This window comes from Clostridia bacterium (assembly GCA_017438525.1).
GTDB lineage: Bacteria > Bacillota > Clostridia > Oscillospirales > RGIG8002 > RGIG8002.
Genome location: JAFRVI010000031.1, coordinates 35586 through 46170 on the forward strand (window position 1 = coordinate 35586; position 10585 = coordinate 46170).

The 10585-nt window shown below is 58.1% G+C and carries 10 protein-coding genes; 9 read left to right on the forward strand and 1 reads right to left on the reverse strand.

What is annotated here, in order from left to right; all coding sequences use genetic code 11:
- The first annotated feature begins 94 nt into the window (after positions 1 to 94).
- The 5 genes from IJL83_03335 (at position 95) to IJL83_03355 (ending at position 5947) form a co-directional block, all read left to right on the forward strand.
- A complete protein-coding gene (locus IJL83_03335; protein MBQ6552631.1) occupies positions 95 to 712 on the forward strand; it encodes a YigZ family protein in 618 nt (205 codons plus the stop codon).
- 14 nt (positions 713 to 726) lie between these two features.
- A complete protein-coding gene (locus IJL83_03340; protein ID MBQ6552632.1) occupies positions 727 to 1725 on the forward strand; it encodes a deoxyguanosinetriphosphate triphosphohydrolase in 999 nt (332 codons plus the stop codon).
- A 14-nt stretch (positions 1726 to 1739) separates the two neighbouring features.
- Positions 1740 to 3515 (forward strand): DNA primase, encoded by a 1776-nt coding sequence (locus IJL83_03345; GenBank protein MBQ6552633.1) that lies wholly within the window; start codon positions 1740 to 1742, stop codon positions 3513 to 3515.
- Positions 3516 to 3531: 16 nt separating this feature from the next.
- Positions 3532 to 4644, forward strand: coding sequence for an RNA polymerase sigma factor RpoD (rpoD, locus tag IJL83_03350; GenBank protein ID MBQ6552634.1), 1113 nt, complete (start codon positions 3532 to 3534; stop codon positions 4642 to 4644).
- A 244-nt stretch (positions 4645 to 4888) separates the two neighbouring features.
- Positions 4889 to 5947 (forward strand): leucine-rich repeat protein, encoded by a 1059-nt coding sequence (locus IJL83_03355; protein ID MBQ6552635.1) that lies wholly within the window; start codon positions 4889 to 4891, stop codon positions 5945 to 5947.
- 136 nt (positions 5948 to 6083) lie between these two features.
- Here the strand turns inward: IJL83_03355 and IJL83_03360 are convergent, their stop codons facing one another.
- On the reverse strand, positions 6084 to 7805 hold the full coding sequence (locus tag IJL83_03360; GenBank protein ID MBQ6552636.1) for a carbohydrate-binding domain-containing protein: 1722 nt from the start codon (positions 7803 to 7805) through the stop codon (positions 6084 to 6086).
- 303 nt (positions 7806 to 8108) lie between these two features.
- On the opposite strand from IJL83_03360, the gene IJL83_03365 reads away from it, so the two are divergent.
- Genes IJL83_03365 through IJL83_03380 form a run of 4 tightly spaced genes read left to right on the forward strand, consistent with a single transcriptional unit; the run spans position 8109 to position 10421 of the window.
- Entirely contained in the window at positions 8109 to 8465 is a 357-nt protein-coding gene (locus IJL83_03365) for a GntR family transcriptional regulator (GenBank protein ID MBQ6552637.1), read from the forward strand.
- Between the two features lies 1 nt (position 8466).
- A complete protein-coding gene (locus tag IJL83_03370) occupies positions 8467 to 9159 on the forward strand; it encodes an ABC transporter ATP-binding protein (GenBank protein ID MBQ6552638.1) in 693 nt (230 codons plus the stop codon).
- A complete protein-coding gene (locus IJL83_03375) occupies positions 9156 to 9929 on the forward strand; it encodes a hypothetical protein (protein ID MBQ6552639.1) in 774 nt (257 codons plus the stop codon). The genes IJL83_03370 and IJL83_03375 overlap by 4 nt, the downstream gene beginning before the upstream one ends.
- A 42-nt stretch (positions 9930 to 9971) precedes the next feature.
- A complete protein-coding gene (locus tag IJL83_03380) occupies positions 9972 to 10421 on the forward strand; it encodes a GNAT family N-acetyltransferase (protein ID MBQ6552640.1) in 450 nt (149 codons plus the stop codon).
- Positions 10422 to 10585: the final 164 nt, after the last annotated feature.

The window sequence follows — 10585 nt, forward strand, 5'->3', positions numbered from 1 at the left end:
AAGAATACAACGAGTTCTCGAAGCACAAGCTCAATACGGCTTGTGCTTTTCGGGCATAGTAAAAATAATTGCGTTTTCGCATAGGGGTGCCGGTATGGAGTATATGACCGTTTTTGAAGAAGCGGAAGCCCGCCACACCGAGAAGCGCTCCGAATTCATAGGCAGAATAGCTCACGCCGCGGACGAAAGGGAAGCCGCAGCGTTCGTTTCGCGTGTCCGCGCGCTTGAACGCGACGCGCGCCACAACGTCTTCGCGTATATCGCCTCCGGCGGAAGCGCCGTCCGCTATTCCGACGACGGCGAGCCGCAGGGGACGGGCGGGATGCCCTGTCTCGAGGTGCTGAAAAACGCCGGACTTACCGACGTCGTCGTCACCGTCACCCGCTACTTCGGCGGCATACTGCTCGGCGCGCCCGGGCTCGTCCGCGCCTACACGAAGGCGGCGGCGGAAGCGGTAGCGGCGGCGAAGAAGGTCACGATGACCGAGTGCCGCAGAGTCCGCTCCCGCTATGAATACTCCTACCACGGCAGAGTTTCTCTGCTCGCGGAAGCCGCCGGCAAGCTCGACGGCGTCGATTACAGCGACAAAGTCGCCCTCGCCTGCCTGGTCAGGAGCGAGGACGTTGAGAAATACGTCGCCTCCGTCACGGAAGCGACAAACGGCACGGCGGAAACCGAGGTTTCCGACTCCGCCGAATTCGTCGCGCTTTAGCGCGGAGGAATGATATGGACCCGAGAGTTGCATACGAAGACTTTGAATACGAGTTCCTTTCGCCCCGCGCCGTCAAGAGCCGCGACACGAAGGGGAGGCGGAAGCCGATAGATCCCTGCCCGCTGCGCACCGATTTTCAGCGCGATCGCGACAGGATCATCCACTGCAAGTCATTCCGCCGCCTCAAGCACAAGACGCAGGTCTTTCTCGCGCCGGAGGGCGACCATTTCCGCACCCGCCTGACGCATACGCTTGAGGTAGCGCAGATCGCGCGCACCATCGCGCGCGCGCTCCGCCTCAACGAAGACCTTACGGAAGCGATATCCCTCGGCCACGACCTCGGCCACACTCCCTTCGGCCACTCCGGCGAAGCGGCGCTGAACGAGGTATCACCGACCGGCTTTAAGCATTACGAGCATTCGCTGCGCGTCGTGGACGTGCTCGAGCGCAACAGGCAGGGACTGAACCTGACTTACGAAGTGCGCGACGGCATCCTCCGCCACACCTGCGACCCGCTCGCCGCGACGCTTGAAGGGCAGGTCGTCCGCTACGCCGACCACATCGCGTATATGAACCACGACATCGACGACGCGGAGACCGCAGGGATCCTCAAACCCGGCGACATCCCCGCCGATATTCTCGAAGGGCTCGGCAGGTCGCATTCCGGCAGGATCACCACGATGATCTGCTCGCTCGTCCGAGCAAGCGAGAACAGCGAAATAATCACTATGGAGCCGGAAATAAAGAAGCTTTACGACGAGCTCCACACGCTTCTTTACGAAAAGGTCTATTACAACCCGCTCGCAAAGGGCGAGGAAAAGAAGGCGAAAGCCGCGATAATCCGTCTTTACGAGTATTTCTGCAAGAATCCGGATAAGCTCCCGGGCGGTTACAAAAACTACATCGAGTCCGACGGCGTCGAACGCGTCGTATGCGACTACATAGCGGGCATGACGGATACCTATCTTATCAGCGTATTTGAGGATATTTACATCCCGAAGAGCTATAAGTGATTAAGGAAAGGGCTATGAGGATAACGGACGACGTCCTGCGGAGCATCAAGGAACGATGCCCGATAGAGGAGACAATTTCACGCTATGTCACCCTGAAGCCGAACGGCAGCAGGTTCGTCGGTCTGTGCCCGTTTCACAGCGAAAAGACGCCGTCGTTTACCGTTTTCAGCGATACGCAGTCGTTTTACTGTTTCGGCTGCGGCGCGGGCGGCGACGTGATAACCTTCGTCATGCGCGAGGAATCGCTCGAATATCCCGAGGCTGTCAAGCTGCTCGCCGACCGCGCGGGAGTACGCCTCGAGCAGAACGAGGAAGAGGAGAAGGCGGCGCGCCTTCGCGCCCGCGTGCTCGCGATGAACAAGGACGCCGCGAGGTTCTTCCATGAGACGCTCGTTTCCGAAGCCGGAGCGCGCGGAATGGAATACCTCCGCAGGCGAGGACTTAAAAAGAAGACGATAACGCATTTCGGCATCGGCTACGCGCCGGACAGTTGGGACGCGCTGACGAACCACCTTAAATCAAAGGGCTACAGGGAAGATGAAATGATCTCCGCGTTCCTTGCTTCGAAGGGCAAGAAGGGCGGCTGCTACGACGTTTTCCGCGACCGCGTGATCTTCCCGATAATCGACATAACCGGCAGAGTCGTCGCCTTCGGCGGCAGGCGCGTCGGAGACGATGACCCGCGCAAGTATATCAACTCGTCGAATACGCCGGTCTACCGCAAGGGGCAGACGGTGTTCGCGCTGAACTTCGCCAAAGGCGCGGACAAGCTTATACTTACCGAGGGCTATCTCGATACCGTGTCGCTGCACGAAGCGGGATTCACCGGCGCCGTAGCGACCTGCGGCACCGCGATAACCGCGGATCAGGCGCGGCTTCTTGCGCGCTATTTCGACGAAGTCACCATCGCCTACGACTCCGACGGAGCCGGCAGGACCGCCACGTCAAAGGCGATAGAGCTTTTCAAGCCGACGGGCATTTCCATAAACGTCCTCGACTACAAGGGGGCGAAGGACCCGGACGAATTCATACGCCGTTACGGCGCAGACGCCTTCGGCGAGCTGCTTTACGGCTCGGGGAGCTACGTTGATTACCGGCTCGATCTTTTAAAAAGAGACAACGACATAACGAAAGCGGACGGCAAGGTGCGTTACATCAACGCCGCCGTTGACGTCATCGCGGCGGAGGATAACCAGCTGAAGCGCGAGATATACGCGTCGCGCGTCGCGGAGCAGACCTCCGTCGATAAGCGGACGGTATTAAGCGAGATCGAGAGCCGCCGCAAGCAAACGGGCAAGCGCGAACTCGTCAAGGAACAGAAGCAGCGCATACGCGCTTCATTCGGTTCCGACGATAAAGCGAATCCCGAAAAACGCGCTAATCTGAGGGCCGCACGAGCGGAAGAAGAAATACTGCGCTGTCTGTATGCGAACCCCTCGGCTTACGATATCGTTAAAACCGAAATGACGGATTCCGATTTCGTCACGGAGTTTGACCGCAGGATATTTGATTGTATTGTCAGCGTCGTTTCAGACGGAAGAACGCCTGGTCTGTCGGACTTCAACGCGGATTTCGATCCCGTCACGGAGATGAGCGCGGTGACGCGCATAATGCTCGACGCCGATAAGGAGCCGTATGACACGGCGGCGCTTAAAAAAGCGATATCGGTGTTGAAAGAAGAAAAAGGCAAGCTGACGCGAGACACTATCAAGGAAATGTCGCCCGAGGAGCTGAAAGACTACATAGCGGGGCTCGGCAAGGGCGGTCAGCGCAAGCCGGAAGCAGAATGAAAGGGATGGAAGAATCATGAGCGAGAAAAAGAATATTGTAAAAGAGCTTATCGAATACGGAAAGGCAAAGGGTTCCCTGACCAGCAAAGAGATAATGGACGTGCTCGACGACTCCGATCTCGACGTCGATCAGATCGAGAGGATGTATGAGGCGTTTGAAGAGGCGGGCATAGAAGTCATCGAAGACATACAGCTCGACGACTCCATCGACGACCTCGATCCCGATAAGGACCTCGACAAAGACATCCTCGACGACTACGACGAGGATAAGAAGGAAGAGGCGCTTGCCGAAGCCGCCACCAACGACGACCCCGTCAAGATGTATCTGAAAGAAATCGGCCGCGTCCCGCTGCTCAGCGCGGACGAAGAGGTCGAGCTCGCGATAAAGATGCAGAACGGCGATATCGAAGCGCGCAAAAAGCTTTCCGAAGCCAACCTCCGCCTCGTCGTCAGCATCGCGAAGCGCTACGTCGGCCGCGGAATGCTATTCCTCGATCTTATCCAGGAGGGCAACCTCGGTCTTATCCGCGCCGTCGAAAAGTTCGACTACACCAAGGGCTATAAGTTCTCCACCTACGCGACGTGGTGGATCCGCCAGGCGATAACCAGAGCCATCGCCGACCAGGCGAGGATCATCCGCATCCCCGTCCACATGGTCGAAACGATAAACAAGATCGTCCGCATCGAGCGCCAGCTCGTTCAGGAGCTCGGCAGAACGCCGACCGCCAACGAGATCGCCGAGGAAGCGGGCATGTCGGTCGAAAAGATACACGAAATAATGAAGATCGCGCAGGAGCCGGTCTCCCTCGAAACGCCTATCGGCAAGGAGGAGGACAGCCACCTCGGCGACTTCATCCCGGACGAGGACGCCCCCGCGCCCGCCGACGCCGCCTCCCGCGAGCTTCTCAAGGAGACCATCTCCGAGGTGCTCTTCACGCTGACTCCCAGAGAGGAGAAGGTGCTGCGCCTGCGCTTCGGCCTCGTTGACGGCAGACCGCGCACGCTTGAAGAGGTCGGCGACGAGTTCGGCGTCACCCGCGAACGCATCAGACAGATCGAGGCGAAAGCCCTCCGCAAGCTCCGCCACCCGATGCGCTCCAAGAAGCTTAAGGACTTCCTCGATAACTGATCCCGCTTTTCCACGGATGGCGATAGATTATTACAGAATAAACGCAAAACACACCGGAAAAGCCGGTGTGTTTTGCTTTACAATCAATTCAGCTTTGCCCGATTTGTTGACTTGTTTTCCCGTGCGATATGTGATATAATAATCTTGGCATTAAGGATAGCGTTAAGAATCCTGAGATACCTCTTGACAAATTATATATATACTTGTATATAGAGCGCTTTGATTAAAAAGGAGGTATGCTTTTATGAAAAGGTTTGCAAAAACGATCTCTTTGATTACAGCGGCGGTAATGCTGCTCGGTATCGCCGCCTTGCCTGCCGCCGCCGCGGAAAGCGGCTCATGCGGCGACGGTCTGACGTGGACTTTTGATAACGGCGTGCTCACCGTCGGCGGCGAGGGCGCGATGACGGATTATTACGCGAATTCGCCGGATGATATGCCGCCGTGGGTCGAGCTTCCCGTGACGAGCATAGTCGTCGAAGAGGGCGTTACCTCTCTCGGCGTCAACGCGTTCGCGTATTTCACCGCCGGCTCCGTCGAGTCGATCTCGCTCCCCGCGAGTCTGACGGAAATAGGGTATGGCGCGCTCGGCAGACATCTCGAAGCCGTCTCTTTAGCGGAGGACAACGAGATCTTCAAGCTGGAAGGCGATTGCCTTATCAAAGAGGGCAAGCAGATCGTCCTCGGCTGCGACGCGAGCGTTATCCCTTCCGACGGCAGCGTCAAGTCGATAGGTCCCGGCGCGTTCATGGGCTGCGAAGGGCTGACGGAGATCACCCTCCCGGACGGGGTCGTGACCATCGCCGACAAAGCGTTTGCAAATTGCAAAAACCTTGTCAGCGTCACCCTGCCGGATAGCTTGAAGCGTATAGGGCGGGAGGCGTTCGCCGATTGCGTCAACCTGAAGAGCGTTGACCTGCCGGATAGACTGGAAGCGATCATGTATTACGCTTTTGCCGGCTGCAATTCGCTCGAGAGCGTTACAGTACCCGCGAGCGTCAAGGCGGATTCCGCGTATCCGTTCGGATATTCCACCCGCGCCACGCTGAAGGTGTGCGCGCACTCATTCGCGCACCGGATAGCTGAATACTTCGGCTATAACTTCGAGCTGATCGGCACGATCGGAGATTTCGACGGCGACGGGACTGTAACCGTTTCCGACGCGCTCTCCGCGCTGCGTATCGCGGCGAAGCTTGCCGAGGCGGACGAAGCCGCGCTCATTGAAGGCGACCTCGATTTCGACGGCAGGATAACAGTTTCCGACGCGCTCGCCATACTCCGCATCGCCGCAGGTCTCGCATAATGCGGCTCCAAGAAGCTCAAGGACTTCCTCGATAACTGATAATTGCACATAACGCGCAGCGCCCGAAGGCAATTGCCTTCGGGCGCTGCTTTTGCTTCGGCTGATACCGCGCCGAAGCCGGGAGGGAAAACTATCGTCAAGCGTGTGTTCCTTCATCGGGAAAGTCCGGCAGGGCTTCGCCGTCGGGAGGGCTGGGGGGCGTTTCGCCGTTGGGGAGCTCGGGAGGCGTTTCGCCGTCGGGAAGCTCGGGAGGCGTCTCGCCGTTGCCGCGGAATTCCGTTCCGCTTCCGTCGGGGCGCTGTCCGCCGTCCGGATGCTCGCGTTTTTCACCGTCGGAGGTTTGTCCGCCGTCGGGGCGTTCGCCTTTGTTTCCGTCGGGGCGCTGTCCGCCGCCGAAGCCGCCGCGACCTCCGCCGTTGGAGGAGGAGTATCCCGCCGCCGCGGTCGCGCCGCCGTTGAGCGTATACGTCTCGCCGGAGGTCAGATCCGGACTTGTGAAGAGGACGCTGCTTGCGTCGCGCACCGCTTTCGCGGTATAGAGGACGCTGCCGTCCGCGGCGGTTATCCTGATCTCGCCGCCGGCGGCGACGAGTCCGCTGCCGCTGAATTCGGCGTAGGGAGTCGAGGCGTTGTATCTCTGCGCCATTCCGGTATGGCCTACCGCGAGAACGGTCGCGCCGCCGAAATAGGTGACGCTGTCGGAATCGAGCGGGTCGCCGTCGCCCTGCGAGGGTGCGTATACCTCGAGCGTGCCGCCCAGCAGGTAGGTCGTGCCGTTGGAATCGATGCCGTCGCCGCCCGTAACGTCGACGACGACGCTGCCGCCGAACTGGTTGTAACTGTAGGCGTAGTTTTCAAGATCGGAATTAGCGGCGTTGATGCCGTCTTCGGACGCGCTGACGTTTACGCTGCCGGACCAGACGTTGATCGTTGCCGCCTCGACGCCTTCCTCCGCCTTCGTAACGGTTATCGTCGGGCCGTCGACGCCCTTCGTGCCGATGTTCATGACGTAGTCGGATTTGACTCCGTCAGAGGCCGCGGCGACTGTGATATTGCCGGAGAGGACGTTCAGCAGCTTGTCGGATTTCAGTCCGTCGCCCGCCATCGCGGTGATGTTGAGCGTTACCTCTTTAACGGTCAGCGAAGCTTCCGAAATCAGCTTGTCGGTAGCGTTGCCCTCTTCGTCTTCTTCGTAGAGGTCATAGCCGCCCTTGACGCCGTTTTTGCCGTTCGCGGTGACGTTTATCGTTCCGGAGCCGCATATGGTGACGTTCGAGCCGTCCTTGCATTTGATGACGGCGTTCTCTATGTCGGGATAGAGCGTTTCGTCGGTGTAGACGTCGTCGTTGTTGAATTCGTCGTCCGCCAGGTTGTTGACCGTGCCTTCCGCGGCGATGATGCGCGCCTCGCTGCCCTTGTTGCAGGTGACTGGCGCGGTCGCGGAGGCGGAGAGGTCGAGCCCGCTCAGCACGAGCGTGACTCCGGTGACGTTCTTCTTGACTACGATCGTGCCGTTGGAGCAGGAGCCGGAAACGACGTAGGTGCCGGCGGCGGTTATCGACAGCGACGTGCCTTCGACCTTGTATCCGTCGTAGGCGCCATCAGTCACCGTTATCTCCGAATCGGAGAATACGAAGCCCGTCGCGTCGGAAACGTCGTATACCGTCGCCTCGGCGAGCGACGCGGCGGGCGCTTCAACGTCCGGAAGCGTGAATTCCGCCGCCGCGTTTCCGTCGGCCGCCGTTTCGGATTCCGAGCCGCAGCCCGAAACGAGCGCGAAAACGGCCGTCATGGCGAGGATGAGCAGCAATGCCGCGATCCTCTTGAAACGATTACCCGTGCGTTTGTTGTTTTTCATATTTATTACCTCCTTGTGATAAGACGGCGCGGATCGTGCCGCCGCAAGCGTTTTTGAACCGTCCGCCTGTCTTCTATAAACGGGAAGCGGCGTACCGCTCTCCTGTTTTCTGATTATGATTATACCGGCAAAGATTGAATGAACCTTGAAGCTTCTTTTAAATTAAAAAAAGTTTTTGCGAGTGGAACGGATTTGAAAAAAACGCTTGACAAATCAAGGATACGGTTGTATCATTGTGTTAGTTAAGTAATACAGTGAAGCGCGGGCAGGCCGCCCGAGCGAAGACGGAAGGGAAGTGAGCGCGTGGAGTTTGAATTCGACAACGAACGGCCGATATATATGCAGCTTGTGCAGCGGATTCGCATCGGGATAGTTTCGGGCGAGCTGCCGCCGGGCAGCCGTCTGCCGTCGGTGCGCGAGCTCGCGGTGCGGGCGAAGGTCAATCCGAACACCGTTCAGCGCGCGCTCGGCGAGCTGGAGGAAGACGGCCTGCTTTTCACGGAGCGCACGAACGGCAAATTCGTCACCCTCGACGAGACGCATATCCGCTGCGAAAAGGAAAAGCTTGCGCGTGAAAGTCTCGAACGTCTGCGGCGCGAGTTAAAAGGCATCGGAATGACCGACGAAGAAATACGACAGTTCTGGGAGGAGAACAGATAAAATGGATTGGATAACCTGCGAAGGCGTAAAGAAACGCTACGGAACGAACGAGGTGCTGAAGGGAGTGGATCTCTCCATCCGTCCCGACCGCATCGTCGGGCTGCTCGGGAAGAACGGCGCCGGCAAATCGACGCTTTTCAAGCTGATGAACGATCTGCTCACGCCGGACGAGGGCAGGATACTCTTCTGCGGCGAGCCGATCGGGGAGAAGAGCAAGGCGCGCATATCGTATCTGCCCGAGCGCACCTACCTCGACCGCGATATGAAGATATCCGGCGCGCTGCGCTTTTTCGGCGAGTTCTACGCCGACTTCAACGCGGACCGCGCGCGTCAGCTTCTGCGAGAGCTCGATCTGAAAGAGGAAATGCGCATACGCAAAATGAGCAAGGGTATGCAGGAAAAGCTGCAGCTTATCCTGGTGATGAGCAGGGAAGCCGACCTCTATATTCTTGACGAGCCGCTCGGCGGCGTCGATCCCGCGACGCGCGAAACGATACTCGACACGATCCTGTCGAATTTCCGCGACGGCGCGAGCTTGATAATTTCCACTCACATGATCGCTGAGGTCGAGCGTATCCTCGACGAGGTCGTGATTATCCGGGACGGCGTCGTCGCGCTCTCCGGCGCCGCCGACGAGCTGCGCGAGAGGGAGAACGCCTCGATAGACGAGATTTTCAGGAGGACGGTAAAATGATGAAAAACCTGATCAAGCGCCATCTTCTCTGGGACGTGAAGCTCCCCGCGTACTACGCGGCGTTCGCGGCGGTATCCGTTATCATATGCCGCCTGACCGATCCGGTCACGGATTCGGCGGTAGGACTTTTTATCAACCGGCTCTTTTTCGGAATCGCGATCTCGATGGCGGTGTCGACCGTGATAAATATGCTTATCCGCTGCTGGGTCCGCTTCACTCATACGTCGTATAAGGACGAATCGTATCTGTATCACACCCTGCCTCTGCCGCGCGCGAAGCTTTACCGTTCGCATCTGATTTCATCCGCTGTCGCTGTGACCGTCAGCGTAATATTTGCCGCGCTGTGCGCGTTGCTGCTATTTATCAACGCCGATTTTATTGACGGCGTTAAAGCGGCTTTCTCGACGGCGGCGGGCGCGGCGACCGCGGTGCTTATCGCGACGACGCTGCTTATGGAAATGATATTCCTTCTGTTTTGCGGCATCGTCGGCACGATTATCGGTTATTCTTTCGACGGATCGCGCACGCTGAAGTCGGTGCTTTTCGCCGCGGCGATATACGTATGCGCAGGTCTTGCGGCGTTGCCGCTGGTATATCTGCTGGGAATAGCCGATCCCGCGATAAAAGCCATATTCACCGAAGGAGGTTCTCCGTTTTCGACGTCTTTCTGGAAAATCGGCTCAACGCTGACCGCATACTACGTCGCGCTCAGCGCGCTGCTCGCGTGGATAGGCGGGAAGCTCTATCTCAAAAAGATCAACGTCGACTGACAGCGGCGCGCGAACCGAACTGTTACAGAGAAGGGGACCCGCATGAGTTTTTCTTTTGTAAAAACCGACGCCGATTCGCCTGACGCCCGTATGCTTTTGAACGAGTTGAACGACACGCTGATGAGCATACTCGGGCATAACGGTACGGCGCATATCCGCCTCGACGATTTCGGACGCGAAAAAGCGTTTTTCCTCGTCGGCTACGACGGCGAAACGCCCGTCTGCTGCGCGGGCGTCCGCAGGTTCGACGGCGATACCGGCGAAGTCCAGCGCGTTTACGCGCGGAACAATCACGTCGGCGCCGGCGCGGCGCTTATGCGCGCGGTGGAGGAACGCGCGCGCGGACTCGGTTACGCCCGGCTTATTCTGGAATGCCGCGAGGGAAACGCCCACGCCATCGGCTTCTACCTGAGGAACGGATACGCTCTGCGGGAAAAATACCCGCCTTACGACAGCGAAGCCGACGCAGTCTGCTTTGAAAAGAAACTGTAATCGAATTGCATAAAAGAAGCCGCCCTAAAGGGCGCGCAAATTAGGGATAAGTCGGGTTTTGAACGGCTGTTTCCCGCCCATGCTTCACAAAAAACAGCGGCCATACATCAAGTATGACCGCTGTTTTGTTGTTTTGCCTGAACGATAAACATCTCGTTCAAAAC